This is a genomic window from Microseira sp. BLCC-F43 (genome assembly GCF_041929235.1).
Lineage (GTDB): Bacteria > Cyanobacteriota > Cyanobacteriia > Cyanobacteriales > Aerosakkonemataceae > Microseira.
Genome location: NZ_JBHFNP010000267.1, coordinates 1 through 26,938, shown reverse-complemented (window position 1 = coordinate 26,938; position 26,938 = coordinate 1). Strand labels below are relative to the sequence as shown.

General features: G+C 46.5%; 21 protein-coding genes and 2 pseudogenes. 5 read left to right on the top strand and 18 right to left on the bottom strand.

Annotated features, from left to right (window positions below):
- Nucleotides 1–190: 190 nt before the first annotated feature.
- The 5 genes from ACE1CM_RS35050 to ACE1CM_RS35030 all read right to left on the bottom strand — a co-directional run bounded on the left by ACE1CM_RS35050 (nucleotide 191) and on the right by ACE1CM_RS35030 (nucleotide 4,975).
- Nucleotides 191–1,018 carry a group II intron reverse transcriptase gene (locus ACE1CM_RS35050; RefSeq protein WP_374883513.1) on the bottom strand — a complete coding sequence of 276 codons (828 nt, stop codon included), beginning with the start codon at nucleotides 1,016–1,018 and terminating at the stop codon, nucleotides 191–193.
- Nucleotides 990–1,766 carry a reverse transcriptase N-terminal domain-containing protein gene (locus ACE1CM_RS35045; protein ID WP_374883509.1) on the bottom strand — a complete coding sequence of 259 codons (777 nt, stop codon included), beginning with the start codon at nucleotides 1,764–1,766 and terminating at the stop codon, nucleotides 990–992. The genes ACE1CM_RS35050 and ACE1CM_RS35045 overlap by 29 nt, the downstream gene beginning before the upstream one ends.
- An 826-nt stretch (nucleotides 1,767–2,592) precedes the next feature.
- Entirely contained in the window at nucleotides 2,593–3,162 is a 570-nt protein-coding gene (locus ACE1CM_RS35040; protein WP_374883508.1) for an RNA-guided endonuclease InsQ/TnpB family protein, read from the bottom strand.
- Between the two features lie 44 nt (nucleotides 3,163–3,206).
- Complete coding sequence (ltrA, locus tag ACE1CM_RS35035) at nucleotides 3,207–4,805, bottom strand: group II intron reverse transcriptase/maturase (RefSeq protein WP_374883512.1); 1,599 nt, start codon at nucleotides 4,803–4,805, stop codon at nucleotides 3,207–3,209.
- A gap of 5 nt (nucleotides 4,806–4,810) precedes the next feature.
- A complete protein-coding gene (locus ACE1CM_RS35030; protein WP_374883507.1) occupies nucleotides 4,811–4,975 on the bottom strand; it encodes a reverse transcriptase N-terminal domain-containing protein in 165 nt (54 codons plus the stop codon).
- A 1,025-nt stretch (nucleotides 4,976–6,000) separates the two neighbouring features.
- On the opposite strand from ACE1CM_RS35030, the pseudogene tnpA (ACE1CM_RS35025) reads away from it, so the two are divergent.
- A pseudogene (tnpA, locus tag ACE1CM_RS35025) lies at nucleotides 6,001–6,415 on the top strand (IS200/IS605 family transposase).
- Here the strand turns inward: tnpA (ACE1CM_RS35025) and ACE1CM_RS35020 are convergent.
- From ACE1CM_RS35020 to ACE1CM_RS34995, 6 genes are all read right to left on the bottom strand, one after another.
- A complete protein-coding gene (locus ACE1CM_RS35020; protein WP_374883511.1) occupies nucleotides 6,382–6,939 on the bottom strand; it encodes a D-alanyl-D-alanine carboxypeptidase family protein in 558 nt (185 codons plus the stop codon). The pseudogene tnpA (ACE1CM_RS35025) and the gene ACE1CM_RS35020 overlap by 34 nt on opposite strands.
- A gap of 259 nt (nucleotides 6,940–7,198) precedes the next feature.
- The gene (locus ACE1CM_RS35015; RefSeq protein WP_374883510.1) at nucleotides 7,199–7,282 is read right to left on the bottom strand and encodes a hypothetical protein; all 84 of its coding nucleotides are present in this window, start codon (nucleotides 7,280–7,282) and stop codon (nucleotides 7,199–7,201) included.
- Nucleotides 7,283–7,420: 138 nt separating this feature from the next.
- Nucleotides 7,421–9,214, bottom strand: a complete 1,794-nt coding sequence (gene ltrA, locus ACE1CM_RS35010) for a group II intron reverse transcriptase/maturase (RefSeq protein ID WP_374883506.1) — start codon at nucleotides 9,212–9,214, stop codon at nucleotides 7,421–7,423.
- A 233-nt stretch (nucleotides 9,215–9,447) separates the two neighbouring features.
- The gene (locus ACE1CM_RS35005; protein WP_374883505.1) at nucleotides 9,448–9,609 is read right to left on the bottom strand and encodes a hypothetical protein; all 162 of its coding nucleotides are present in this window, start codon (nucleotides 9,607–9,609) and stop codon (nucleotides 9,448–9,450) included.
- Between the two features lie 283 nt (nucleotides 9,610–9,892).
- Nucleotides 9,893–10,327, bottom strand: a complete 435-nt coding sequence (locus ACE1CM_RS35000) for a transposase (RefSeq protein ID WP_374883504.1) — start codon at nucleotides 10,325–10,327, stop codon at nucleotides 9,893–9,895.
- A gap of 108 nt (nucleotides 10,328–10,435) precedes the next feature.
- Nucleotides 10,436–10,852: a hypothetical protein gene (locus ACE1CM_RS34995; protein ID WP_374883514.1), complete on the bottom strand. Its 417-nt coding sequence runs from the start codon at nucleotides 10,850–10,852 to the stop codon at nucleotides 10,436–10,438.
- Between the two features lie 206 nt (nucleotides 10,853–11,058).
- On the opposite strand from ACE1CM_RS34995, the pseudogene tnpA (ACE1CM_RS34990) reads away from it, so the two are divergent.
- Nucleotides 11,059–11,462: pseudogene (tnpA, locus tag ACE1CM_RS34990) on the top strand (IS200/IS605 family transposase).
- Between the two features lie 109 nt (nucleotides 11,463–11,571).
- On the opposite strand, the gene ACE1CM_RS34985 reads toward tnpA (ACE1CM_RS34990), so the two are convergent.
- The 3 genes from ACE1CM_RS34985 to ACE1CM_RS34975 form a co-directional block, all read right to left on the bottom strand.
- Nucleotides 11,572–14,097 carry a GH116 family glycosyl hydrolase gene (locus tag ACE1CM_RS34985; RefSeq protein ID WP_374883503.1) on the bottom strand — a complete coding sequence of 842 codons (2,526 nt, stop codon included), beginning with the start codon at nucleotides 14,095–14,097 and terminating at the stop codon, nucleotides 11,572–11,574.
- 140 nt (nucleotides 14,098–14,237) lie between these two features.
- The gene (locus ACE1CM_RS34980; protein ID WP_374883502.1) at nucleotides 14,238–16,547 is read right to left on the bottom strand and encodes a GumC family protein; all 2,310 of its coding nucleotides are present in this window, start codon (nucleotides 16,545–16,547) and stop codon (nucleotides 14,238–14,240) included.
- Nucleotides 16,548–16,598: 51 nt separating this feature from the next.
- Nucleotides 16,599–19,445: a polysaccharide biosynthesis/export family protein gene (locus tag ACE1CM_RS34975; RefSeq protein ID WP_374883501.1), complete on the bottom strand. Its 2,847-nt coding sequence runs from the start codon at nucleotides 19,443–19,445 to the stop codon at nucleotides 16,599–16,601.
- Between the two features lie 160 nt (nucleotides 19,446–19,605).
- Here ACE1CM_RS34975 and ACE1CM_RS34970 point away from each other — a divergent pair, with 160 nt between their 5' ends.
- Both ACE1CM_RS34970 and ACE1CM_RS34965 read left to right on the top strand, forming a co-directional pair.
- Nucleotides 19,606–21,321 carry a serine hydrolase gene (locus ACE1CM_RS34970; protein ID WP_374883500.1) on the top strand — a complete coding sequence of 572 codons (1,716 nt, stop codon included), beginning with the start codon at nucleotides 19,606–19,608 and terminating at the stop codon, nucleotides 21,319–21,321.
- 6 nt (nucleotides 21,322–21,327) lie between these two features.
- Entirely contained in the window at nucleotides 21,328–21,471 is a 144-nt protein-coding gene (locus tag ACE1CM_RS34965; protein WP_374883499.1) for a hypothetical protein, read from the top strand.
- Between the two features lie 138 nt (nucleotides 21,472–21,609).
- On the opposite strand, the gene ACE1CM_RS34960 is transcribed toward ACE1CM_RS34965, so the two are convergent.
- From ACE1CM_RS34960 to ACE1CM_RS34945, 4 genes are all read right to left on the bottom strand, one after another.
- Nucleotides 21,610–22,350, bottom strand: a complete 741-nt coding sequence (locus ACE1CM_RS34960) for a pentapeptide repeat-containing protein (RefSeq protein ID WP_374883498.1) — start codon at nucleotides 22,348–22,350, stop codon at nucleotides 21,610–21,612.
- 633 nt (nucleotides 22,351–22,983) lie between these two features.
- On the bottom strand, nucleotides 22,984–24,045 hold the full coding sequence (locus tag ACE1CM_RS34955) for a pentapeptide repeat-containing protein (protein ID WP_374883497.1): 1,062 nt from the start codon (nucleotides 24,043–24,045) through the stop codon (nucleotides 22,984–22,986).
- Nucleotides 24,046–24,266: 221 nt separating this feature from the next.
- Nucleotides 24,267–24,464, bottom strand: a complete 198-nt coding sequence (locus ACE1CM_RS34950) for a hypothetical protein (RefSeq protein ID WP_374883496.1) — start codon at nucleotides 24,462–24,464, stop codon at nucleotides 24,267–24,269.
- Between the two features lie 317 nt (nucleotides 24,465–24,781).
- Nucleotides 24,782–24,925: a hypothetical protein gene (locus ACE1CM_RS34945; RefSeq protein ID WP_374883495.1), complete on the bottom strand. Its 144-nt coding sequence runs from the start codon at nucleotides 24,923–24,925 to the stop codon at nucleotides 24,782–24,784.
- A 186-nt stretch (nucleotides 24,926–25,111) separates the two neighbouring features.
- On the opposite strand from ACE1CM_RS34945, the gene leuA reads away from it, so the two are divergent.
- Nucleotides 25,112–26,761 (top strand): 2-isopropylmalate synthase, encoded by a 1,650-nt coding sequence (gene leuA, locus ACE1CM_RS34940; protein ID WP_374883494.1) that lies wholly within the window; start codon nucleotides 25,112–25,114, stop codon nucleotides 26,759–26,761.
- Nucleotides 26,762–26,938 lie beyond the last annotated feature (177 nt).

Here is a 26,938-nt window from a genome sequence, read left to right as displayed (position 1 = left end):
GGTTCGGCGTCACTCCATCCCTAGAGGGTAAGGCTTTCACTTACATCCCATCACAGTTATCTGTTGAGCTATTTATCAGGCGACCTCAACAGACTCTAGGCTATGGATTTACCTAGAAACGAGTCGCACGCTTCCATCCTCCCGTATGCTGGGGAATAGAAGTAGGGATTGGTTGAGTCGAGGGAGGCTATTATGCCTCGCCCCTCTCAGTTAAATCCGGACGTGCGGGTTTCCCTGCATCCGGCTCCCGATGTTCTTGGCTTACGCTTTTGCTCATGTGGAGGTAATCGTGGCAGCTTTCATGAATGGCTAGAAGGTTGTTTCTCTTCCAGTTATTATGGTTGCCATCTACATGATGAAGATGTACCCTCTCGTCATTAAGCAGTTTTAAGCCACAGTATCCACAAGCATGGTCTTGCCTTTTTAAGGCTTGGGAGGTCGCTCCGTCATAGAGCTTGCTATTGCGCTCGCTCCAGTAGATGATGTCTCCATCAAAGCGCGATTTTTCCCCTTTGACGTTGACGTGTTTATTTTCGGAGTATGGAACCCATGGGAACGCTATATCCAACAATTTCTTGCTAGACTCGCGACTCTGTTTGGTTTCCTTATTAAACACCCTGAACGCTCTTGTTTCGATGTGTACTAACGAGTTTCTTGACCCATCCATCTTGCAATAGCGGTGATAGTTTCTCCAACCTCGCACTACAGGGGCTAGTTTCTTAGCCTTAACCGTAGCACCATAATTTGAGTTGTTGACGATGGCTTTGACCTTTTGACGGAAAGCCTTGTGATTGTCCACTGAAGGGACGCATCTAAACTTTCCGTTTTTCTGCACCCTGAAATTCCATCCTAAGAAGTCAAATCCATCTGTCGTAGCAGTTAGCTTGGTCTTCTTTTCACTGACCTTCATCCCACGTTCTGCTAGAAACTGGCTGATTTTGCTAAGTATGACCTCGGCATTATCTTTGGGTTTGAGTATAATCACCATATCATCCGCATATCGGGCAGACTGGTGAATGTCCTCTATCCCATTGAGCGCAATATTGGCAAGTAGGGGATCCCCCCAAACCCCCTTGAGGTGTACCTTGTTCGGGGAACTCTGGGTTGACTCCTGCTTTGAGGCATCGGAAAATTCCGAGCTTTATACCTGATGGGGCGATGAGTCGTTCCATGATGGATTTGTGGCTTATCCTGTCGAAGCACTTTTCGATATCGAGTTCGATGACCCGTTTTTCTGCTCCTTTGACTTTGGAGCTTAGGTTCAAGAACAAGAATTTCTGCGCGTCGTGCGCCGACCTCCCCGTTCTAAACCCGTAGCTCCTGGCGTGGAAGGTTGCTTCGTGCGCTGGCTCCATTGCGTACTTGACGAGACATTGCCAAGCTCTATCCGCAATCGTGGGGACTTTAAGGATTCGAGTCTTCCCGTCTTTCTTGGGAATGGGAATTTCTCGTAGCGGTTTATGCTTCCATGTGTTTGATTGCTTGAGTTGGTCACTCAGGGCAAACCGTTCCTCGAATGAGAGTGAAGCCTTCCCGTCTATTCCTGCGGTCTTTTTGCCAGCGTTGAGCTGTGTTACTTGCCGGACTGCCAGTAGTCTCGCTGCGGTGGATTTCAGAATCAGCCTCATTAAGGACTTTGCTTTCCGCTTGTCGCCTTCTCGAATAGCTTTGTACACACGCTTTTGTAGGCGGAAGAGATTTAGGCGGAATTTCTTCCACGGTTGTTTCTTCCAAGATTCGCTAGTGTTTTCACTGCGTCCAATCATGCTCTGCTCCAGGCAAGTGTATTCTGAACACCTCACAGCAGTTACGCTGTGTCCTACCCGAACTAAGGGGTTTCCGCTGCTCGGAAGAGCCTACTTAGGGTTCGACCCCCCCTTGACCCTTACTCCGTTTTTCTTCGTTCCCTCGATAGATTGTTCGTTCCTTTAGGTGGAGCCAATTCAACCACTGGATTCCCTTGACTCATGCCGCTACTAGAGGAATGTGCGGCGGGAATTCGATTCCAGTCAGGTCGGGGTTTTTTGTTCTGCGCCCCGCCTTCGTGTGGGTTGCTTTTCTAGGCTCTGTTTTCACCGTGGGAACTCCCCATTAGCGCCAGTGTCATCCCGCAGTGGATGTCTGATTGCGCCCTGTTCCCAGCTTCACCCTCCAGTAACCGAGTCTGGTCAGTGTGGGCAGATAGGGAGTCACATTTGAGTCTGATGGGCAGGGCTTTCACCTGCATCTGACCGAGAGTTCAACCTCTCCTATTTCTAGAATTGGTTGGCAGCGTTATGTGCGGACTGGTTACCGTGATTCACGCTGCAACGAATCGCGCGCCTCTCCACGATTGAGGACGTTCGTTCCAAGCGCCCATGACAGCATTACTTTAGCTGCGGCTACATCCCTGTCATAAGTTGCGCCGCATTCCGAGCAGATATGAGTCCGCAAGGGACAATTCTTTTTTATGTTGATGACCGCAATCAGGACAAGTCTGGGAAGGTTTAACCTTTTTGGTTGGAACCTTAATCAACAACCCACCGGCTTCTTGTAATTTGTACAAGGGTAGCCTTGGTTAAATCGCCAATCCCAACATCAAGCAGAGAGCGATTAAGACCAGTATGACAGCGCTTGACGCTTGCTACCTTTTTTTGCTTTGCGAGTCATCCCCTTGAGATTGAGTTCCTCTGTAGCGACGACGCTGTTACCGCTAACTATCTCTGCCGCAACTTTATGAATCCAATCTTGCCTCTGGTTGGCAACTTTTCCTTGTAGTTTTGCTACCCGAAGAGTCGCCTTTTTCCACCGCTTTGAAGCCTTAACTTTCTTACGAAAATTAGGCGTTCTCTTGCGACGCTTTAGCTTAGAAACACGTTTAATCTTCTCGGTAGACTTTGCTAAAAATCTAGGATTGGCTATGCTCGTACCGTCACTCATTGCGACAGCATGATGCGTTCCAAAGTCAAGGCCAATTGCACCCGTACCAGTTTCTCTGACTGGGTTGCACTCAACCGTAATCGATGCGTACCATAATCCGTTTCGACAAACAATCGTGCATGTGGTTGGCGTCCCCCAAGTTCTTGCCTTGCCTCGCAGCCTTATTGACAGCTTGAGGTCGGTTAACTCTAGATAACCATTGTCACCTGTTGTATGGACTTTACCGGGTAGAGAGGAGAGCATCACTGCTCCCTCCCCCCCTAAGAACCGTACTTGATACTTTCGTATCATACGGCTCGCGCATCCTCGACTTTTGAACGGTATTGCCTGGTCTTTTTCCCATGCACATCTTTGTGGCAGCTTTTGTGTAGGTGAATCAGGTTGTCGATTCCGTCGTCTCCACCATCCTTGACTGTTGTTTTGTGATGGGTTTCTAATTCTTCGCCGTTAAATAAGTGTTCGCCGCATACCGGGCAGTGCCATTTCTGGCGTACCGCGATTTGGTAGTTTTTTGAGTTTTTGCCCCAATACTCCTGACCAGCTTTTGTTGCGCGTTTTTCCCAGTATTTTTCCAGATTTGGGTCATCGGGGGATGCTACGCCTTCCACTTTGACATGGCGGATGATTTCTGTCTTGCTCATGTCGTACAGGTATATTAGTTTTTCTTTTCCTTTCCTGTCCTTAGTCTTGGCGTAGAAAGTCCAGTTGTCGCCTCCTATTTTTGTAAAGTATTCTTTTTTGACCCATTTGTCCTTTTTTTCTGGGTGTCTCCTTTTTGCCCATCTCCATAGCATTCGCCATAGGATGTTATCGAATCTGGAGAACACTTTCTTACTCACACCTATTTTGTAGAAGTTTGCCCAACCTCTGAGAATCGGGTTTAGGTATTCAATAACTCTTTCCGTTTTCACAGTTCTGTTATCTTTTAACCATGCTTTGATTTCTCTTAGCTTGGCTATCACCTTCTCCTTTTGAGGTTTAGTGAGGCATTTTTCTCCGAAATGTTGAATGCTAAACCCCAGGAAGTTGAACCCCTCGGTTACGTGACGTACCTGAGTCTTTTCTTCATTAAGGGATAGTCCTCTTTCAGAGAGCCATTTTTTCACATAAGGCAAGATTGCGTCGATGTCTGATTTGGTTTCAGCGGTGATTATGAAATCGTCAGCGTATCTGACATATCCATAAGTAGGCACTTCCCTCTTCCATGTATTTACCTTCCCTGCTCTTTTTCCGGTTTTCACCGTGTGGTGTTTAACCTTTGTGGTCTTAAAACCATCTAGGTAGGTTTCTAGTCCGTGGAGGGCTATGTTTGCCAGTAGGGGCGAAATTACTCCCCCCTGTGGCGTCCCGCTTTCGGTTGATTGGACACTTCTGCTTTCTACGTAACCTGCTTTTAACCATGCTTTTATTAGCTCTCTACCAGGAATTTCCCCTATGATTTCGAGTAACTTCTCATGGCTGATGTTATCGAATGCACCCTTGATATCGGCGTCTAATACCCACCTGTCTTTTGCATTGCCATTTAACCTTATCCAACATTGTTGGATGGCGTCATGTACGCTTCGTCCGGGTCGGAATCCATAGCTGTTTGCCTCGAACCTTGCTTCCCAGCTTGGCTCTAATGCATTTTTTACTATCGATTGTGCCACTCGGTCAATGATAGTCGGAATTCCCAGTGGTCTTTGTTTTCCATTCGCTTTGGGAATGTAGACCCTTCTTGTTGGGCGGACTTGCCACAGGGAGTATTCCTGCATTGTTTTTACCAGTTTTATTCTGGCTTCAGGAGTAAGCGCTTTCATCTTATCGACTCCAGCAGTCTTTTTTCCTTGATTTTCTTGAGTGATGCGCCGTATAGATAACAGCAGGTTGGCGAAACTCCTCAGCATCAACTTCATAAACCTACGCCCCGCCCCTTATTCCATTGCCCGTTCTGAGTCGCTCGGAAAATCCTTTGTCTCAAGTTCTTAACACGCTTCTTCTGTGCTTTCCAGTTAATGTCTGCCCAGTGTTTTGCTTGTCTCTCTGCTCCGATTTCGTCGCCGAATCTATCTTTCACAAGAGATATAGTTCCCTTACTTGGATTTTCCGTAGGACACCTCCAGAAGTCAGCCGCCTTTCGGCGTGGGGCAAATTTTGAACCCCTATCCCCTGCATTACACAGGCGGCATTCGCTTTTTCTGGTTTCTTTTTCCCTCTGGATGTTCTGCTTTCCTTACGGTTGGCTTACTTGGGATATCGACCCTCCCCAAGAATCCATAGCGTTTACTGTAGTTCCGCGTGTTTGAGATTCGTTCGGGTTGGGTTCTGCCTATTCTCCGGTGGGGCAATGTTCCGTCGTTGTTTAGAGGTTGGAGCCATACAACCAGCCCACTTACCATTTTGGTCGGAGTGTATCATCCTCTTTTCACTCCTTCAAAGTAACGAAGGTTCAAACAGCAGTTACCTGTGATTAACCCTTCCGAACTTCCCCTTGCTCCTTTTGCAGTTGAGGTTACTGCTAAGGATACTTTCGCGATCTGCATTCCGCCAGTTTCATTACTTACTCTTGACGTGACCGGACTCTAATTAATGAGTCTTTTACGTGGGGACAGTGGGACAGAATCCACTGGGAGGGACGACCCTCCACTCAACCTTATGAGCCTTACACTAAGCCTCTAACACGCGACTTTCTACATCGCGACCAGCCAGCTTTGTCTGGATAAGTCCACCCAGAATAATGTTTAATTGACTTAAACCTGGGCTTTCCTCTCAATCCCCTGAAAAACGATTGAAACGCCAAATCGACACGTTTTAAAGTGGCTTGCAAAGTATGCGATCCGAGAGCTTTGTACTCAGGCCACACTTGTTTAAAAGCCGGAAGACAATTTTGCTGCTCAAGATAATTAACTGAGTGACCAAATCGCTCATATTGCGTTTTACGATTGGCAATGGCTGCGTTGTAAAGCAATTGATGCATCTTTCTTGCCCACAACAGTTGTTTGACTGCCGCAGGCTTTGGATACAAGCGAAATGTTACCCGTCTAATTGGCACAGCATTACCAAGAGCATTTATGGTACAATAGTACCAATAGCCTATATGCTATGTCAATGCCTGTTCGCAAAGGTTCACACTCGGTTTTTAGTATCCACCTGCATTTTGTGTTTTTCACTAAATACAGACGCAAAGTATTAACGGCTCAGATTTTGGAGCGCATGAGAGAAATATTCGCTCACGTCTGTGTTAAAACCAAATGCCGCTTGATTGAGTTTAATGGTGAATCAGACCAGGTACACCTGCTGGTTGATTTTCACCCTGACAACAATATTTCGGCATTTACTGGCAGCCTGAAAAGTGCCTCTAGTCGCATTATTAGAGGTGAGGCAAGAATCGCATTTAAGCAAGTTTTACAAGAATGCTGTGTTGTGGTCTAGCTCTTACTACGTTGCTTCTACGGGTGGCGCTCCGATTGAAAAAGTTAAGGCTTATATTAAATCCCAGGAGTCTCCCGAAGAGTGATTGTTTTTTGAGGGGGTATCGAACCCCCTCAAAAAACCGCTATCCTTCCCCACCCTGTAAGAGGGTGGGGACTGGCGCGTTTTGTTCAATGCTGTTTGAGTTTGGGGGCCATAAGTGCCGTCTACTGTCAAACCTTGATTGGGATTGTTTAGGTTCCACAGTTGCTGGAGGGCCCTTACGGCAGTGCCGCGAATATCTTTGGTACCAGATCCCAGATAGTCGAAGTGTACGGGGTCTTGGGGCATCAGCCGCCGCCAGCCGTGCCGTTCTAGGAAAGGTTCCCAACCTGCGGCGTCTTCTACATCCAACGCCAAACCGCTTTGGTGATTGCTCAATCCTGGAAGTGCGGCGATGGAAATACCGCATCGGTTGCGCTGGGCGTGGTTGAACAGAATTAGCTGCTGGGCAATGGTGCGGTAGGCTGAATTTACCACCATTTGTCTGCCGCGATCGCTAATTGCCCTGGCAAGTGCCGCTTGAGCAGGCGGTTGCAGTAAAGGCCAAACTGGTTCGCCAATATCCACATTCAAGTCTTTGACACTCTCCGGCCGTCGATGCGCGGAGATTCTTAAGACCCGGAGATCTTAATATCCTTGTTACCAAGGTTCTCCGGGCTCACCACTCTTGCCACAAGGGCGTGGTGATACGCCAGTTGCTCCACTTGGGGAAACCCCTTGACCGCACTGGCTCTTCTCCTTACGATTTTTTGGGCGTTTAGTAGTTTTATCTACAGGTTTCGCGCAGTCCGCACGTACCATTTCCAGCGCCCTATCTCGGATGTTTTTAGCTTGCCGTAATATCAGCATGAGCGAAAAATCCACAAGCAGAACAGATGAATTTTTCACCATCGCGATTGGTGCGGTCGATGTGAAGGCAATTTCTGCATTCGGTGCACCGAATGTTTAGGGTTAACTTTAATCGCGATCTTGGTGGAGTCGAGTAGAAAGTCTCCTTTCTACCCTCTCCTTCAAAACCGGACGTGAAACTTTCGCTTCATCCGGCTCCTCAGTGAAATGGCTCTATGTCATGAGTACCGAGACTTCCGTCAGTGGTTGTCTTTGTGTCATGGCAATGTCTATGAAGGGCTTGTAGATTGGCATATGCATTTTTGCCTCCTTTGACTTTTGGTTCAATATGGTCTATTTCTATCAAGTCCCCTGGCTTGAAAGGTAGTCCGCAGTGATTGCATTTACCTTGTTGTCTTTTTAACAAAGTTGCTAACTTTGTAGAGACTTCAGGGCTTCGTCCCATGCGTGTACTCCAATATATCCAATCTCCATCATAAGGACTTCTTATTCCTTGAACTTTGGTAAAAACCTTAATTGGGGTCTTTGAATGTTTTTCAAGTGTTAGTCCTTGTATGGTGCTAAAACACCAATTATCATTTCCTACTGTATGCCAGTATTTATCTGATATTTGGTGCTTGTTGGAATGTGTGTTTCTACGCCTTGCCCATGCTCGGAGTTTTTGCTCTAGCAGAAAATCCATCCTATTGAAGACTCTTTGACTTGAAACAGTAGAGTAATAACTAGACCACCCTCTAATAATTGAATTTAGTTCAGTTATTAGTGCCGCCTGTGGTTTAGTCAGGTTTTTGTCTACTATTTCCGCCAATTTTCTCGGGTGAGCTTTCTGTTTTTCCTTACTCGGAGTGATGCTCGTGTTAAACCCTAGTCTTTTTCCTTTGGAATTGATTGCACTGCGGTAATCTCCTGTTGGATATTGTTCGACATGAAATCCCAGAAATTTAAACCCTACATTTCCGTTGTACTCATGAAGAGTATGGGTGATTTTTGTTTGACTGGGTTTTAATTCCAGTCCCATACCTTTGAGCCATTCGGATATTATCTCTTGGCATTGAATTATCACATTTATATCTTCATGTATTCCGACAAAATCGTCTGCGTATCTTATGATGCTGAGGGATTTTACCGTTTGCCAACCCACTTGATTTCCTTTTGGATTTCGGATATCTAATGTTTTAGCAAATTCCATGAGTTTTATTTCCATTCCATGTAGGGCTATGTTGGCTAATAACGGGGAAATCACCCCGCCTTGTGGCGTTCCCTCATTTGTTGGAAATAAATTTTGCCCATCCATTACTCCTGAATTTAACCAAGATTTGATTTGTTTCTGGAGCTTTGGGAATGTGTTTATTTTTGCCAAGAGTGCTTCATGGTTGATTTTATCAAAGCATTTCGCAATGTCGGCATCAAGCACGTATTTGGCTTTTTGTCTAATTGCGCTGAATATTGCTTCAATTGCATCATGACATGAGCGTCCGGGTCCCAATCCATAGGAGTTACCTTCAAAACGTGCTTCCCATTCCGGTTCGAGCGTTAGTTTTACTAATGCTTGTAATGCACGGTCGTGCATTGTGGGTATTCCCAAGGGTCTTTTTTCTTCGGTTCCAGGTTTTGGAATCCATACCCGTCGGGTAGGTTTGGCAAAGCCTGTTATCTTGAGATGGTTAATCAATTCAAGTCTTGCATTGGGTTTTAAGGATTTAATTCCATCAACTCCCGCTGTTTTCTTGCCTTGATTATCTTGGGTTACTCGGCGCACTGCTAAACTTCTGGCGCTCCAAGACCTGATTAGGGTTTTTTGAAGTTTTCGGACTACCTTGACATCACCACGAAGCGAGGCTTGATATATCCGTTTTTGCAACTTGTAAACCCGTTTTTCTATTTGTTTCCAGGGTAATTCCTGCCATTGGTAGTCAGGTTGTACTCCTAAACAGATAGGAAAATCGTGTTCCCATGCCACCCTAAACTTAAGTTTGGTTTTAGCCTTATTCATTGCTACTTACCGCTATATCATCCATTTCACCGTGGGTACGTCAGCGTATCCTCTTGCTTTCCAAAAGGCATTTGCTTCTTACCCTATCCTTCCCCTCAATTGCTTGCGACTGGTTGTCTTCTTGAGTATCGACCACCTCAAGAGCTTTTGTGGGGTTACTTCGTTCCAAGTCACCATTATTTAGAACCTTTAGAGTGTTACTATCCACCGGGTTTATAGGCAGTGCAGGTTGGTCAATAAGGAAGTTGCCAACGCCCTATCCATGCCTTTTGGCTTGGGCTAATAGCCGTCTTCGCCCATTTGCGATCGCGATGGTTCAGACATAACTTCACCTTATGGTTACTCATGAGTTCTTGCTTGGCGGGATTTCCAGTACGGCTCTGAATTACCGCCATTCATCCGGTGCTTCACCCGTTTGATGACCATTCGCCCAGGTGGGGGATGTGCTTTCACCTTTGCACCGAAGGGGTAGGGCTTGGGATTTCTAGGATACTCTTCCTCACCTACATGGTGTCTTAGTTATCTTCTCTAGAGGATTTAAGTGCGTACTCTACCTTTCGGTTACTCTAGAAAAGTCAGTCATCCTTAAGTATTGCTACTTATTTCGACTGAACGAATCCCACTCCCAACTTTGCAGCTAGATACTCAATCTTTAAGATCAACTCATTCCATGCAGCATCAGAAATAGCGCGGTTCAATCCTTTCTTTCAAGCGTTGACCATTCGGCAAAAATTCTCCATAAATATCGTCTTTTTTAGGTCTACACCTCCGCAACATCCCAGCAACATTAAGCTCCTCAATTGCAATGGCATCTACTCGCCGAGAGGCGACAGTCTTCGCCACCCACCATTGATAAGCTTGTCGCTTATCTCCAATTCTCTTATGCAAGCGTCCAACTTTCTTGTCCGCTTTAAAGTGTTTCTTGCTACCTTTAGCTTTGCGATTAACTCGACGTTGCCTAATCTTAAGAAGCCGCCTGGTTGCTTGATTGATTCCAAACTTAGGATTGTCAAACTGGTAGCCATCAGAAAGGTGCAACAGCTTAGTAACCCCTAAATCGCAACCAAGGATTGTTTTAACGTCTACCAAAGGTTTAGTGGCATAATCTGGCACGGTTTTATCTTCAATTGTCAGCGAGGCGTACCAACCATCTTGCCTTTGCCTAACCGTAACAGAATTAATTGCAAAACCATCCGGTATTGACCTGGAGTTAAAGAACCATCACCAACCTAACTTGGGTAAATAAATTTTGTTCCCCTCGCTCTTTACCCCGGCGGCGTATGTGAAAGAAGTAAAGTTACTGCGGTTCTTAAACTTGGGAAAACCTCGGCCTTCAAAAAAGTTTTTGTACGCAGTATCCAAGCGCCTTACGTTCTGCTGCAATACGCTTGAGTCGATCTCACCATACCAAGGTCTAGCCAGCTTCAACTGAGGTAGAGCGGTGATTTGAATCTCCCCTGCGCTGCGACGAGGGTTTTTGGTTTTGCCATTTTTGTCTATCTTGGTGTCTTTCCACGGCTCTCCAGAAGCTCCGTTTTTACTAACAAAGCATGTCAAAGGACTTGCCTGGAGCTTTGGTTCTAATGTCGCAGTAATCGCCTTGAATGAATTGCTGGTTGTATTGAGCGATCCTGTCATTTAAGCACCAGTTATAATGGCTGCGAAGCATGTTGACCCAATTAGCCATACTGGTTGATTGAGATTTGTTTGGCCTGAGTTTATAGACATAACTTGTCAGCAGCGGTTATCACCTACTTGTAGCTGTGTTACTCTTGTCTACAGTAAATAGTAGTTCAGTAAGCTTAAAAATGCCACAGTAACGCCGAAACAAAAATTCCGTCGCCTTGGTGAACTATCATCTAGTTTGGATACCAAGGCGACGGAAGAAGGTTTTAGTTGGCGATGTAGAAACTAGGCAATGGCAGATTATTTGGGAAGTCTGCCCAGAAAATCAATGGAATATCATCGGTTTGGAAATTATGCCTGACCACGTACACTTATTTGTAAACGTTCCTCCAAGCGGAGCCTAGCACTTGGGTTGTTGGTGCTATTAAGGGTAGAAGTTCTAGATATTTACGGCAAGAATTTCCGCACCTATTGAAACTACCTAGCCTCTGGACACATTCTTACGCAAGTTTCTACTGCTGGGAATGTTAGTAGCGAGACTGTGAGGAGATATATTGAGGAACAGCGTCACCACGATCGGGACTTACGCAAGGGCGTTGCCATCACCAAAGTTTATTCGTAGATCTCCAGTTGCAAAACCAAGATTTTTCATAGAAACTTTGGTGTTTGCGTAAGTCCTGATGATATTACCTGACGGGACTTAAAAGTCCCGCTCCCCCCAATCCCCCCTCTTAGAGGGGGTTTTGCGCTTCTCGTCTTGGCTGATAAATTGCCCAGATTGTCATACCTCGCAGGTAAGAACTGGCACGGAAAGTACCGGCGGCGGTGATAGCTTCTGGAGTGCGGAATTGCAGGCCATTATTGTAGATTTGTTGTACTACCGCTTCTGCAAGTTGAAACGCCTCCGGTTTCATTCCCATTTGGGACATAAACGCAGCTAGACCAAAATTAATCCCCGTCCAAACTTCTAAGGGATGGGTAGCGTTGGGGTTTTCGGGGGAACCATCGGGTTTGACCCCGTTGGCAGCACCGATGGGATTTTGGATGGAGATATAGTTATTGAACTGAATAAAGCAGGCGTCGTAGATAGTTTTAAGCGCGGTGTTGGTGCAGTCAACTGGTACGATATCGGGTAATCCCAGCAAGCGGGCGTAAAATTGACCGCAGAGTTGGTCTGCCATCACCACATCGGAACCACTTGCGCTATCGAGGCGGTAGTATTGACCATTCCAGAGTTTTTCTTGATAAACTGGTCGGGATTGTTGCAACCAGGTTTGCCAATTTTGGATTTCAGATTGTAGATTTTGGCTGGAAGACTGGTCAATTACGTCAGATAATTCAAAATCGGGTGGGTTTTCGAGTAGGATATTGCCGATGGCGATCGCCGCCTCTAATGCCGCCAACCACAACCCGCCGCAGTAAGCACTTATACCTTGCAATCGCCAATCATCAAACGTCTGATCTGGCGCACCGGAGTTTTCCGGAATCCCATCCCCATCGAGATCGAAGGTTTTTAAGTACGTAAGAGTTTCTACTATACTCTTCCAACATTCCCGTAAAAATGCGGTATCAGTAGAACCACTTAAAAGAAAATACCGATAAACCTGCAACACAAAATCACAAGGTAAATCCTTCCACAAGTTGCAATCTTGATAGCTGGTGTAATTAGTTTTTTCCCAAGGATGCTCGTTTGGCGCACCTAAATCGTGGGGAGTGGCATTGGCAACTTTGCGAACCGCTTGTGCCTGGTTATACCCAATAATCCGGGGCGTATCGTCGCTGGTGGGAATCGCGCGAGCAAACGCTGCCAGTACGGCTCTTTCCAGTCTAGGCCAAAGCATCGCCAGTGCGAAACCGCCGTAAAGCCGCACATCCAAACTTTCATACCAGCGATAGTCCAAGCATTCCAAAGTGGCAAACTGACCCACCGGGGCGATTTCATCAGCTGCCGTCCAGAGACTACCGCCGCTGGTAAGGTGGTACAGTTCGTTAAATAGCGCCATTTTGAACCAATCGGGCAAATCTTCCCTGGTCAAAATTGGTTCTTGCCACGCACAGATGCGTTCGTACCAAGTCTCGTAATGTTTCAGCGCCGTGCGAACGATCGACCAAACATTTTTGCCGTTGCGTCCGAAGAAATCCGTATATCGCCGGTAATATTTAATGCCAGATGCAAATTCTGTGATGGGGAAATCCCAAGCGAGGATGAAGGGAATTTGCTTGGTTTTACCGGGTCTGACGGTAAAGCGGACAGCGATCGCCGCCCCAATTTGTTCCCCAGCTGCGGCAGGTGTTTCGTTATTGCGGTCGGGTAAAGAACCATCAGCGGCAAAGGTTTTCCAGATATCCGCGCCATCGCCTACTGGATGCCAACGGGTATGATAAAACACTTCCAAACTGGGGTTACTGAGGGTGGCAATGCAAATTTGCCCTTCCCCTTCTTGGACTGTATCATCGTCAAGCCTGACGCGGTCGAGGAGACAGCCGACGCGAAATTGATCTTGAATCCATTGATTGTAATTTCCGGTACTGTCGCCGAGTCGCGGTTGATACTCATACACCGGACTGCCATCATCGCGCACGCGGACTTGTGGGGAGGCGATCGCATTAGTAAACCAACCGACTATATTTTGCCAGGTGAGCATAATGCTGAGAGTAATCGGCGCATCGGTAGGATTATGAACAGTCCAGAGAAAAATAGCCACCGGGTAACTTGTTTCCTGGTAATTTTGCGCCCAAATTGGCGAAAATTGCTGGCAAGTTAACTCGGCTTGATACACTTGTGAGTAAGCAAACCAACTGCGGGGATAAAGGGCATGATAAGTTCCTGTAGAAGCGATCGCAGATGGAGAAATTTCCCTTTCTGTTTCTGTTTCACTCGCCCCGTCCCCGCGTCCCCGCCTCCTCGCGTCTCCCCTGCCTTCTGTGGGATACCACTGCCAACTAGAAAGCGTGCCATCTTCTGGCGCTTCGGTACACAAAGCATAAGCTTGGGTTTGATTTCCGGCTTGCTCAAAAACGCTAAACTGACAACCTGGGATAGTTTGGAATACATGTTCGCCGCCATCCAGGTGCCAGAGGTTAAAATCTCCTCGCGACGAACGACCGATGCACCCAGCACCAAAACCTCCCAGAGGCATTCCGTGCCAGGGGCCATCATCGAGATTGCTCTTGTAGCGTACAGTATAGGGGTTATCCCAGCCTAGACCGATGGGGCGTTGCCAAGTACAGCTAGGGATTTTGATGTTGTCAGTCATGGGTAATTGGTAATGGGTAATTGGGTATTGTTTTCTATTACCGATTGCCGAAATGGGTAATTGTTAATGGGCGATTGGTAATGGGTAATTGGGTATTGTTGTCTATTACCAATTACCCATTACCAATTACCGATGACCAATTATCCATTGTCGAAATTGCCGACTGCGTCCTGATCTATGGTGCGATCGCGCCGCACTTGGGAGTAATAATGGTCATAGGCATCATTGGCGCGAGTCGTGTACTGTTTAAGTCCATTGGCAACGATGCCTAAAAAAGGCGTATTGGACATTCTGATGCCATCTAATGCTTGCATTAACGGGTAACGGTCTGTTTTTCCCAGCGCTACAACTAACACCAGTCCATCTGTAGGAGGCGCTAGCAGGTTAGCATCTGCGAAACCGACAAGGGGAGGCGTGTCGTAAATTACTAAATTAAAAGCCGAACGCAATTCTCCCATCAGATTCTGCATTTTTTCCGAAGAAAGAAGCCTGGTGGGATCGGGTGGAATTTGACCCGCCGTTAATATGTATAGATTATCGTCTTGAGCGGATTTTTGAATCACATCGTTGAAATCTAAATCTTCCGAGGCAATCAAATTGCTCAATCCCCGCATATTCGCTAAACCCAATCTGACGTGAACTTGAGGACGACGCAGATCTGCATCCACTAATAACACTCGTTTTCCCATTGCCGCCGCCGCCTGTGCGAGGTGTATAGCGACGATGGTTTTACCTTCTGCTGGCGTCGCCGAACTGATTACTAAAGAACGAATTGGCATATCCGAACCAAGCAGGCGGATATTTGTATAAAGCGAGCGAAAAGCTTCTAAAAAAGGAGAAGCATTGTAGCGCTGCAATTTTTCCACAAAACTGACAGGAATGCTCGAGGTTTCGGCTTGAGGTAAACTTGCCGTTGCCTGGTTCCCCATCAGTTTTTTGACACCTTTATTAAAAGGAATAATTCCCAGCAGCGGGATGCCCGTTTTATCTTTAAGTTCGTCAGCGGAATGAAACACGCTGTCGAGCATTTCTACAATCCAAGCTGCGCCTACACCTAATAGCAACCCTGCGAATACTCCTAGCGCCAGATTGCGATAGGTATGGGGAGGAATTGGAACGGCTGCTTCTGGTGCAGCAATCAGTTGCCAGGGAACGGCTTTTTGAGCCGCTTCAATTTGCAAAGATTCCCGCGTTGACAAAAAGCGGGTTAAACTTTCGGTAGCGACCTTTAATTCCCGCTGCAAATCGGTGTATTCCCGCGCCCGGATGGGCATTTGTTTAAATTGTTGAATTAAGTTTGTTTCCGCTTGTTCCAAAGCTTTACTGCGAACTTCTATCACCCGTATTTGGTTAGATGCCTCAACAAATTGCTGCGTTAAAGCTAAGCGAACCGAATTTTGATATGTAAGTTTGTTTGGTTCTACTTTAGCGTTTGACAAGTTGTTGCCAATAATCTTTTGAGCTTCTATGCGAATTAAAGGCAGTATTTTTTCGCGGGTTTCTTGCAATGATTGCAATATGGGGTTAGCTGGGGTGAATCGCACTGATTCCGTGGCAATTTTCGTTTCTACATCTTGGAGTTCATTTAACAACTTTTGGTAGCGAGGCGATTCGCTCAAAGCGGCTGCTACAATTGCTTGACTTGGGTCTAGTCCCAACTGGTTTTGCAGCGTTGCATATAATAATTTTACTTCATTGAGTTTGGTTTGAATTTCCAGGCGCTGTTGGCTAATCGAGCTAATTTGACTCGACAATTGTTGCGCTTGGGCTTCCGGTTCAATAAAGTTGTATTGCTGGCGAAACTTTTGCAACCTAGCTTGCAGCGTATCAACTTTTAGCCGCAACTGCGGTAACTGGTCTTCTACAAATTTAATTCCTTCTAAAACATCGCTTTGGCGCTGTAACCGACTATAATTTAAATATTCTTGAGCGAGTTTATCCAAAATATCCTTAACTTTTTTCTGCTCGCTTTCTTGGTAGCTAACTTGGAGAATTTTAGTATCTGGTAGTCGGGTAATTGTTAATTTATCCATCAGGGAGTCATAGGTTAGATCGGGATACTTAACCCGAATCTGTTCGAGAATAGGAGCCGTGACGGTGGGACTGCGTAAAACCTCAATTTGAGTGTTGTAATCAAAAGCCGTAGATACGACTTCACCGACAGTTTGAGCCACTTTGGTTTCAGCGGTGATGGGTTCGACTAACAGCCGAAACTGACCTGCATACAGTGGCGGACGATTTAAGGTGCGATAACCGATAGCCGTGGCGACGGAGATTGCTACGGTCACAACAACGAGGGAACGACGGCGTAAAATTGTCAAAAGCTGACGCAAATTTACTTGGTCAGAATCATTGTTGTGCAGCGGTTCAGGATAAATGGCAGTGGCAGCAGTCTGGGATTGATTGTTTCGCTCGGGCCACAATGGTTGGGAATAGGGTTGGATTTTCATGTTTTGCTGTTTGGCGATAATGGTACTTTATCAAATAGGCTGCCAGGGTTCCTATGGAACTGTAACTCCGAATAATCTCATAAAGTCTCTAAAAAAGTTGAGGAACGAGAATCCCTGACCGACGGGGTTTAAAATCAAGCCTAGACTATCGGTAGTTCGGGCTAAGCCAGATCGAGCGACTAAAATCACGTCGTTAGGGCGGAGGGTGGGGTTGGTTTGTTCGTTGGTGCCTTTGTCGAGATCGACCTCGATGGTACGCCGAGAAACGGTACCGTTGGGGTTGAGGCGCAACAGTTCTACCGTCGCTTTTCTTGCCCTGGTATTAAACCCGCCTGCGGCGAGGATGGCTTGATTGAGGGGGGTATTAGGTCGGACTTGTGTAATACCGGGTCGGGTGACTTCTCCCACTACGTTGACTGGAATGGTGGCGGGAGAAAAACTAGCATCTGCTAACAATGCGGCTTCTGCGGGGTCAATATTGACGGCAGTTGGCACAAAAATTGTATCCCCTTGTTGGAGGACGATATCTTGCGAGCGATCGCCCGACACCAACAGCTGCCAAAAATTAACCGAGATTCTTTGTTCCACCCCTGCTTGCGTGACGCGCCGTACCTCGATGCGGCGAATATCCGCAGATTGGGTAATTCCTCCCGCGATTTGAATTGCTTGGGTCACCGTCGGTAACCCAGCGACACTCGGTAATGCACTCACAATCACCGTCGGAGGTTGTGCTGGTTGAATCACGTAGCTACCGGGACGCTGTACTTCTCCCGTCACGGCAACGTTTAAAGGTTGCGCCCCGGTGGCAGAAACGCTGCTAGATGCTAGCGCCAAAGAATCAGCGGCAGTGGGAGAAACCGAAGCTGGCACAAATATGGTATCCCCTTGTTGCAAGATAATATCCTGGGTGCGATCTGCGGTTTGCAATAGTTGGGAATAATTCACCGTAAAGGTTTGTTGTCTACCTCCCCGCACGAGTCGAATAATCTGAATTTGGGTAATATCCGCCGTTTGTCTGATTCCCCCTGCTACTTGCAACGCTCGCGCCAGGGTGGGGACGGCACCCGTCCCTTCCGGTTGAACCACATAAGGTCCAGGACGAGTAACTTCCCCCACAACTACAACATTAAGCGGTTGATTCGTCGCGGGGGCGAAGCTGGAAGCGGCTAAATCGAGTGCCTGGGTGGCGTTGACGCTGGTAGCAGGCGGTACAAATACGGTATCTCCCTGTTGCAAAATGACATCTTGAGCGCGATCGCCATTATCCAACAATTGGGAAAGATCGACATTCAAGGTTTGTTGTCCGCCACTCCGCGTCGATCGAATCACCTGGATGCGACTAATATCCGCAGATTGGCGGATGCCCCCAGCGATTTGTAGCGCCCGCGACACGGTGGGGACGGCACCGGATTGATCTGGTTGGACGACTTGTGGACCGGGACGAGTCACTTCCCCCACAACGGCGACATTTATGGGTTGATTCGTGGTGGGGGCGAAGCTGGCGGCGGCTAAATCGAGGGCTTGGGCTGGATTGACCGAAGTAGCAGTGGGAACAAATACAGTATCGCCCTGTTGCAAGATTAAATCTTGAGAGCGATCGCCAGCACGCAACAGCTGTTGTAGATTGACGTTAAAGACTTGTTGTCCGCCGCCCCGGGTCGGTCGCAGTACCTGGATGCGACTAATATCGGCAGATTGGCGGATGCCCCCAGCGACTTGCAGCGCGCGGGACACGGTGGGGACGGCACCGGATTGATCTGGTTGGACGACTTGTGGACCGGGACGAGTCACTTCCCCCACAACGGCGACATTTATGGGTTGATTCGTAGTGGGGGCGAAGCTGGCGGCGGCTAAATCGAGGGCTTGGAACCGATTGGCAGTTGTAGCAGTGGGAACGACGATAGTATCGCCCTGTTGTAAGACTAAATCCTGAGAGCGATCGCCAGCACGCAACAATCGTTGCAGATTGACGCTAATCGCTTGTTGCCTTCCACCCCGCGTTGCCCGACGTACCTGGATGCGACTAATATCCGCAGATTGGCGAATGCCGCCTGCCACTTGCAGCGCCCGCGATATCGTAGGGAGGGCGCCGGTTTGATCTGGTTGGACAATTTGTGGACCGGGACGAGTCACTTCACCAACAACGACAACGTTAATTGGTTGATTGCCAGCGGGGGCAAAACTAGCCGTGGCAAGTTGGGAAGCTGCTGCCGGGTTGATACCAGCGGCGGTGGGAATAAAGATGCTGTCTCCATCCCGCAAAGCGATATTTTGACACTGATCCCCCCGTTGCAGCAAGGACAAAAGATTAACCGCGATCGTTCCGCGTCCGGGTCTAACCACCTGCACCCGTGGCAAATCTGCCGACTGAGTAATGCCCCCAGCCAGAGTCAGCGCCTGGGTTAACGTGGGGAATTGAATCCCCGCACCGCCAGCGGTGATGGGGATGCTGTAGGAACCAGGGCGGGTAATTTCCCCAGATACTGCCACGTTGAGGGGGCGGGGCGCCACCAAGATGACGGTAATAATAGGTCGTCTGAGGAAGGGTGCGTATCGCGTCCGCACGACGTTAGATGCTTGTTCCAGGGTCAATCCTGCTACCGATACACGACCGACGAGTGCCAAGTTGACCGTACCATCCGGTAGTAATTGGTATTCACGGGTATATTCTGGCACATTAAATACATCTAATTGAATGCGATCGCCAGCACCTAAAGTATAAGGTTCTGCTTGGGGACAAGGGGTAGCAGTGGTTTGGGTTACTCTCCTACGGGTTTGGGCAAAACTAACTTCTGCGCCGGTCAGCACCAGTAAACCTGAGAGGAATATACTTGTAGCGGGTTTGACTATTGAGTTGGGTTTGGGATTGCTAGCACCGACCATTGAGCGATACCCCATGCTTCGACCTGAAAAAATTTTGCCGTACCAGAGGTTAATTTAACTCCCTGTGTAGGCGCTTTCCTAATTTAACTGAAACCGCGCTTGCATGTAAGAATATATCCCACCGTCAAAGCCATAGGCTCAGATAAACTGGTGAGAGTACCGGAGGGAGTCTCCCATGCAAGGTCTGAGCGAATTCATCAATAATACGATGCCACAGTGGAACGTACCGGGACTGGCGATCGCCATCGTCAAAGATAACCAAATTATCTTTTGCGAAGGTTTCGGTTTGCGGGATATCAAAAACAACTTAAAAGTCACGCCCAAAACCCTTTTTGCTATCGGTTCTTGCACCAAAGCATTTACCACAATGGCTATGGGGATTTTAGTTGACCGAGGTCAATTAGATTGGGATCTACCCGTTAGAAATTATCTTCCCAGTTTTAAACTTTACGATTCCTACGTCAGCGAACATATAACCCCCCGGGATTTAGTCACCCATCGGTCGGGTTTACCCCGTCACGATGCCATGTGGTATAGAACTCATTTCACCCGCGAAGAAATCATCAACCGCTTGCAATATCTCGAACCCACCAAAGAATTGCGGACGGTTTTTCAATATAACAATTTAATGTACTTGGCGGCGGGTTACTTAGTCGGTGAAATAGCAGGTTGTACTTGGGAAGAATTTGTCCAACGGGAAATTTTGCAGACTTTGGGAATGGTCAGCAGCAATTTTTCCGTAGAAGCGTCCCAAAAAACTGATGATTTTGCTTGTCCCTACCTACATAAAAATGAGGAAGTCAAAGAAATTCCCTTTCTCAATATTGACGTTGTTGGCCCTGCTGGCTCTATAAATTCCAACATTACTGATATGGCGCAGTGGCTTTTACTGCATTTAAATCGTGGCAAGGTAGGGGATAAACAAATGATTTCACCCAGCAATCTAACGCAGATGTATACGCCACAGATTGTAGAACCAAACCCGCAGGAAGAGCGTGAAGTTTTGAATCCCAGTTATGGTTTGGGATGGGCTATCTATGCTTACAGAGGGTATAAAATTGTGCAACATGGAGGGGGAATAGATGGATTTTCTGCCTTGACAACCTTGCTGCCTCAAGACAATATAGGGGTTGTGGTTTTGACGAATTTAAACGCGAGTCCACTGCATTCTATTGTGACTTTTTATGTATGCGATCGTTTACTAAATTTAGACCCAGTTCCTTGGAACGATCGGATCAAAGAAGGAGTCGCTAAGGGCAAAGAATCTAAAACCAAAGCCAAAGAAAAAATCGCAGCAGAACGCCAACCTGGAACCCAACCCTCCCATCCTTTAGAAGATTATACAGGCAATTACGAACATCCCGCCTATGGAATTATTTCAGTTGAACTCAAAGACAACAATTTAACCACAACTTATAATTCAATTGTCTCTCAACTCCAGCACTATCACTACGATACTTTTGCATCTTACTCGGAAGTGGGAGAAATGCTTGAATTACCACCGGATTTGATATCTTTCGTGACGGATAAAAAAGGCGATGTTACCAGCCTCTACGTGCCGATGGAACCGGCTTTGAAAGATGCTGTATTTACTCGGATGCCTGAAAAAAGCATGACCGAAGTCAGCTTTTTGGAAAAATTTGTGGGTGAATATGAGCTGGCGGGACAAACTCTCACAATCTCTTTAAGAGGCGAGGGATTAATTGCCTCATTAACGGGTCAACCAGATTACGAATTAGTTCCTTACGAAGGCAGTGAATTTAATCTGAAAAATTTATCCGGATTTAGTATTAAATTCACAAAAGATGCCGCTGGAATTGTGACTGAAGCTGTAATTACTCAACCGAATGGCACGTTTACAGCTACTAAGAAAACATCAAGGGATTGGTGATGGGATATGCCTGCGGCACGGGAAGCGATCGATCTTTTAAGTAACTCTAAAGTTCGAGCGATCGCTATGGCAACAGGACTGACGCAACATCTCCTAATAGTTGGGGCAACCACGGGGGGATTGCCCCTAGGAAATACGATCAGGACTTAGGCAAACACCAAAGTTTCTCTGAAAAATCGTTGATTGGGAAGCGAGAGATTTAGGAAGAAACAAAGGTGATGGTTGCGACCTGCGTCAGTCCTGTCTAAATTATGCTGGAAAAATACCGATGTAGACGCGCTGTTGAATTTAAACCCTGGTCAAAACCCCAAAAACCTCGTCTGAAGCATTCTCAAAAATAGCGCCGCGTTGCTTCAAATCCTGCTTCACTTCTTCAGAAAGACCTAAGTTATTTTTAAATCGAGCATTCTTTACATTAGCGCGGCTCAAATTGGTATTTTTTACACTAGCACCCCATAAGTTAGCACCGTTCAAATTGGCACCGCTTAGATCGGCATTGTTCAAATTGGCATCCCTGAGGTTGGCATTGTGCAAATTAGCACCATTCAAGTTTACACCTCGCAGGTCAGCATCGTGCAAGTTGACACCTTTAAGGTAAGCAACGCTGAGGTTGGCATCCCGCAGATCGGCGTTGGTCAGGTTTGCATGACCCAAATCGGCAATTCTCAGGTTGGCATATCTTAAATCGGCATTGCTCAAATCAGCACCGCTGAGGTTGGCATCGATCAAATCTACATTCCTGAGATTGGCATTGCTGAGATTAACTTCCCTCAAGTTTGCACCCGCAAAGTCTTTAGTTTTTTTCAACATTTTTTGAGGATTTGCGATTTTCTTTTTCTTGCTTTTAGTAACCAATGCCATAGTCAGTGCCAAGGTCAATCCCGCAACCCAAGCAGGTGGATTACCTCGAGTCAGCAACAGCATTATCAGAGAAACAGAACCTACTTTAGCTGTTGGCTTAACTAGGGAACCAAATCTATTCTTGGTTGGCTCAAAACTACTAATTGGCTGACAATTAATCAGATTCATTTTTAATACCTCCCCTGCGATTCCTCAAATCACTTAAGTTGGCCCAGATACACCCGCTCAAGAACAAGGATGATTCACAGCAGAAAGGTAGATGCAATTTGGACCCAAATGCCATAGGTTTTTTACGATTTATTGCAGATAAATACCCATAATTTGAGCATTCTGATACTTTCATGCAAATTGATTACAAAAATTTTAAAATCTGTAGATGCTGAAAAGTTTTGGTTAAATTACTAAGTGAACAACCTCTGTTTTCTCTGGGTGCGGTCGTAAGTAGTTGGTAGATACGAAGGATATCCTTCAATAGTCCTCCTTGTTTCCCTGGTCATGTTTAACATTAACACACCCGTTTTCTTTTGGGTTTATTGGTGCTTCTAAGCATACTCTGAAGTTCCAGAAAGTTTTAACTGTAAAAATACTGAATAAATGTTAAATTTATATAAAATAACGAGGTATTTTCTAGGTAGTAAATAAATTTTAAAGCCTCAGTAGATTTTCTGAGTTTAATTATTAGCAATAATGCTACGAATAAAAAAATAGTGAATAGGGATCGCTCTTCAATACAGCAAGGAATGAAAGGGGAGAAAGGGGAAGAAATTTCCCGTTTTTCCCTTCTTAAAGCCAGCAAAACCCTTACAAATCCTCAAAAATAGCTCCCCGTTGCCTCAAGTTCTGCTTTAGCTCCAGAGAAAGTCCAGGGTTGTTGCCAAATTGCGCTGACTTCACATTTGCACCGCTCAAATTAGCGTTACTAAGATTAGTTTCGCGCAGATTCGCACCGGACAGATCGGCACCCCCCAAATTGGCTAGCGCCAAACTGGCACGGTGCAAGTCTGTAAAGCTCAAATCTGCATTTTCCAAATAAGCACCGCTCAAATCTGCACCGCTGAGTATAGCACCGCTCAGGTTAGCTTCGCTCAAATCTGCATCGGTTAAATCTGCACCCCGGAGATTGGTACGGCAAAGATTAGCACCGCTCAAATCAACCTTGCTTAAATTAGCTCCAAGCAAGTTACCGCCAGCAAAATCTCTGGTCAAATCGAGCGCAGCAATTTGCGCCAGTTCCAGAAAATCGTTAGTTTTAGCTTCGCTAATCTGGTGGATTAGCTCTTGAAGTTGTTCCAAGTTTGAAGAATTTTCAACTGCACTAAAACTGGGAGAACACTCGTAGCATAACTGCGCTTGACTCAGATAAGGCTGTAATTTAGCTGAATCCAGAAAAACAACCAGTTTTCTTTCTATTACTGCATGTTGATTTGGGCTAATATCATATCGCCATAAGCCTTCAGCATCGGTTAAATAAACATCTGGCGGGGAAACTTCAAACCTGGCTGCAAAACGACAGGGTTTTTCGGTTACTTTCAAAGTTCCCAGCTTCACCTGATGCAATAAACCTTTCAAAGGATTGACTGCAAAAACCCAAACCGAATTTTCGTTTAAATCATTTGTCGTTACCTGACAAAAAGCATCGCTGAGTTCACCAGATGCTAAAGAGAATTCTCCACCTTCGATTTTGAGCTTTAATTCACCACCTTTTAGCCCGAACTTGACGCGACCACCGAGTAAAGATTCCCACTGTTGGTTAAATTCTAAAGTCAAATACAATTCCAGTTCCTGCTTATCAGTTACTGGAATTGCGTCTAATTTCATCGACAGGCAGTCGGGATATTTGTTTTCAGATTCTAGCAGAGGCATGGTAAATCAACCTCGAAGCAGTTCAAGGGTTGCACAATTTAACGCTACCACGATGGTGCGAGCAGTTATCAGCGCTCGCGTCAAAAATTTAAGGGCGTTGCTTGCACATAACAACGCCCAGAAAAAAATTCCCGCTCTATAAAAGATTGTTAAATTATTCAGCCGAGTCCAAGACTGATGCCAGAAAAATTGCTTCCCTATATGACGTCAATTAAGAGCGCCTAACTCAAAGCGGCATTACTGCGGTCATAGCTTGCCCGGAAACTGGGTTCTGGTTTGCCTTGGGTATGAGTCCAGTACTCATCATCAACAGACAGGTTAAATTCAGCCGCCGCACGCCCCAGCATCGCTTGCTGTCGATTCTTAATCCAGTGATGGTGACGCATCATCAGGGCGCGAGCTTGATCTTGAGTAGACATACTGTGTTTCTCCTTCTTCCTAATTCCCTTGGTGACCTTCTATTAATTAAGATACCAGAAAAATCTGTAGCATAAGCTACCGTTTTTCCAATTTAATAAAAATTTACGTCCCGCCTCTCGCGTCTCGCCTCTGGTTCCCAGGCGACCGCCTGGGAACGAGTGCGTCAGAGGCTGCGCCTCGGTGCAGTTGGTGACTGACACAAGCGATATGCATACCCTAGCTGGCGCGAACGCACAGGCGCTTGACCTCTACAGGCTTCTCCAGCTATGATGCATACAAGTTACGGTTTTAAATCATGTTTGCAAAGCAGCCATCTCTACATCACCTGACTAGCCTTCTGCTGGGGCTGGGGCTGCTGCTGCGCCTTGGGCGCAAATAATTTTTTCACCATTTCAATCAAGTTTTTATCAGTGGGGGAAGCCGCTGCGGAAGACAGCGCTACTATGCTTCCCACGGACATAAACATTAGCAATTAGCAATTAGCAATTAGCAATTAGCAATTGGAGAATCTTATGCGACTGCATCAAACACTTGGGATGTTGCTGCGACTGTTTTTGGGTTGTCAGACTTGGTTTGATTGGCAAACTGACAGCCCTATTTTCGCCACAATTTCTCACAAATATCGAACAAAAAGGAAGAAACGATCGTGTTGACCAATCCCGCGACAAAATATCGCCAATTTGCCCAGATTAACTTGCCCAACCGCACCTGGCCTGGTAAAACAATAACTCATCCACCGATTTGGTTAAGTACCGATTTGCGAGACGGTAACCAAGCTTTAATCGAACCGATGAACGTCGAACGCAAATTGCGTTTGTTCCAGATGTTAGTCGATATTGGTTTCAAAGAAATCGAAGTTGCCTTTCCCTCCGCTTCACAAACTGACTTTGATTTTGTCCGCTATCTAATCGAACATCAATTAATTCCCGACGACGTGACGATTCAGGTATTGACGCAAGCGCGAGAATCATTAATTCGCCGCACGTTTGAATCTTTGCAAGGAGCGAAACGAGCAATTGTCCATTTGTACAACGCCACCTCTCCCGTATTTCGCCAAACTGTGTTTAATTTGGATCGACAGGGAACAATAAACCTTGCAGTTTCAGCCGCAAAACTATTCGTAGAACTTGCCGCAGCACAACCGCATACTGAATGGTATTTCCAATATTCCCCCGAAACATTTACGGCGACAGAACTCGACTTTGCCAAAGAAATTTGCGACGCAGTTCTCGATATTTGGCAACCAACGCCAGAACATAAAGCGATTATCAACCTTCCGGCGACGGTTGAAGTCGCGACTCCGAATATTTTCGCCGATCAAGTTGAGTGGATGCACCGCAATTTAGAACGACGGGAGGGGGTAATTTTAAGCGTACATCCGCACAACGATCGCGGGTGTGCAGTTGCAGCAGCAGAACTCGCTCAAATGGCAGGTGCAGATCGAGTCGAGGGATGTTTGTTTGGTAACGGCGAACGCACGGGAAATGTGGATTTGGTAACATTAGCTTTGAATCTTTACACCCAAGGCATCCATCCAGGGTTAGATTTTTCTGACGTTAACCAAGTAGCAAGAACGATCGAAGATTGTACGCAATTGCCAATTCATCCTCGCCATCCTTATGTGGGAGATTTGGTATTTACAGCATTTTCAGGTTCGCATCAAGATGCGATTAAAAAAGGCTTGGCGGTACAGAAACCGGATGCAATTTGGCAAGTGCCTTATTTACCGATCGATCCGGCAGATGTGGGACGAAATTACGAATCAATTGTGCGCGTCAACAGTCAATCTGGGAAAGGTGGCATCGCCTTTTTGTTGGAACGGGATTACAATTTAATCTTGCCGCGTCGATTGCAAATTGAGTTTAGCCAAATCGTACAGCGAGAAATGGATGCACGCGGTCAAGAAATGTCATCATCTGACCTTTGGGAATTATTTGAGCAGGAATATTTGCAAGCTTCTTCGCCGTGGAAGTACGTTGCTCACGATTTATTTGAAGAAGGAGAGGCGATTGCGGCGACGTTGCAAATAGATGGGGAAATTGTCAAGATTAGCGGGCGAGGAAATGGCCCGATCGATGCGTTTTTGAATGCATTAAATTTGGGTTTGCGGCTGCATAATTATGAGGAAAGGGCGCTTTCTGGGGGGAGCGATGCGCGTGCGATCGCATACGTAGAAATTGCTACCGATCTCATCGGAGGAACGTTGCACGGCGTCGGGGTTCACTCGAATATTGTAGCCGCATCGTTGTTAGCAATTCTCAGTGCAGTTAATCGAGCATTGCGGCAAAAAATGTAGCAACCAATCAGAAACTGGGTTTTTTAGCCCCCAGGTTAAAACCTGGGGCTACACAAACTCTCGCCCGCCTACGCGGGCTAAAATTATTAAAGGCTGCGAAGGCAGCCTTTGTTTGTATAGCCACACTAAAGCCTGGGGCTACACAAACTCTCGCCCGCCTACGCGGGCTAAAATTAT

Bases quoted from the DNA above. Each gene is read 5' to 3' on its own strand.
- ACE1CM_RS34985 (WP_374883503.1), bottom strand. From the start codon at position 14,097: ATGACTGACAACATCAAAATCCCTAGCTGTACTTGGCAACGCCCCATC.
- ACE1CM_RS34970 (WP_374883500.1), top strand. From the start codon at position 19,606: ATGCAAGGTCTGAGCGAATTCATCAATAATACGATGCCACAGTGGAAC.
- ACE1CM_RS34965 (WP_374883499.1), top strand. From the start codon at position 21,328: ATGCCTGCGGCACGGGAAGCGATCGATCTTTTAAGTAACTCTAAAGTT.
- ACE1CM_RS34950 (WP_374883496.1), bottom strand. From the start codon at position 24,464: ATGTCTACTCAAGATCAAGCTCGCGCCCTGATGATGCGTCACCATCAC.
- ACE1CM_RS35045 (WP_374883509.1), bottom strand. From the start codon at position 1,766: ATGATTGGACGCAGTGAAAACACTAGCGAATCTTGGAAGAAACAACCG.
- ACE1CM_RS34945 (WP_374883495.1), bottom strand. From the start codon at position 24,925: ATGTCCGTGGGAAGCATAGTAGCGCTGTCTTCCGCAGCGGCTTCCCCC.
- ACE1CM_RS34960 (WP_374883498.1), bottom strand. From the start codon at position 22,350: ATGAATCTGATTAATTGTCAGCCAATTAGTAGTTTTGAGCCAACCAAG.
- ACE1CM_RS34980 (WP_374883502.1), bottom strand. From the start codon at position 16,547: ATGAAAATCCAACCCTATTCCCAACCATTGTGGCCCGAGCGAAACAAT.
- ACE1CM_RS34955 (WP_374883497.1), bottom strand. From the start codon at position 24,045: ATGCCTCTGCTAGAATCTGAAAACAAATATCCCGACTGCCTGTCGATG.
- ACE1CM_RS34975 (WP_374883501.1), bottom strand. From the start codon at position 19,445: ATGGGGTATCGCTCAATGGTCGGTGCTAGCAATCCCAAACCCAACTCA.
- ltrA (WP_374883512.1), bottom strand. From the start codon at position 4,805: ATGCTGAGGAGTTTCGCCAACCTGCTGTTATCTATACGGCGCATCACT.
- ACE1CM_RS35005 (WP_374883505.1), bottom strand. From the start codon at position 9,609: ATGGCGGTAATTCAGAGCCGTACTGGAAATCCCGCCAAGCAAGAACTC.
- ACE1CM_RS34995 (WP_374883514.1), bottom strand. From the start codon at position 10,852: ATGACAGGATCGCTCAATACAACCAGCAATTCATTCAAGGCGATTACT.
- ACE1CM_RS35040 (WP_374883508.1), bottom strand. From the start codon at position 3,162: ATGCTCTCCTCTCTACCCGGTAAAGTCCATACAACAGGTGACAATGGT.
- ltrA (WP_374883506.1), bottom strand. From the start codon at position 9,214: ATGAATAAGGCTAAAACCAAACTTAAGTTTAGGGTGGCATGGGAACAC.